The organism is Streptomyces sp. NRRL F-2664 (assembly GCF_000719345.1).
GTDB lineage: Bacteria > Actinomycetota > Actinomycetes > Streptomycetales > Streptomycetaceae > Streptomyces.
This window is the reverse complement of record NZ_JOFX01000481.1, coordinates 1-306: the sequence shown is the minus strand read 5'-3', so window position 1 is coordinate 306 and position 306 is coordinate 1. Positions and strand designations below refer to the sequence as shown.

Sequence of the window (306 nt, the reverse complement as noted above, 5' to 3'; positions counted from 1 at the left end):
CACCCGTCCGAAAGCGCCAGATCACGCCCTCGAACTGCTGGCGCAGCCGTTCGGGGTACGGGCCGTACCCGCCGACCGGCAGGTACGGCCCGATGAACTGCCACTCGGCATGCGTGAGTTGCGCTCGCGTCACACAACACGATCTACCGGATCCGGCGCGACCACGAGGCCGAAACCCGCAGATTGGTCACACCCCAATACGCTCCCTAGTTGTTGCAGCCGGGTCCGGTGGTGGGGTTGGTGCAGGTGTTGGTGCCGGTGCCGCCGTTGTTGGTGTTGAGGCCGGTGTTGCCGTTGAGGGTGTCG

Annotated in this window: 1 protein-coding gene; it reads right to left on the bottom strand. The window is 66.0% G+C overall.

What is annotated here, in order from left to right:
* On the bottom strand, positions 1-133 hold a 133-nt coding region (locus IF89_RS44275), incomplete at its 3' end, for a transposase (protein WP_420707030.1).
* Positions 134-306 lie beyond the last annotated feature (173 nt).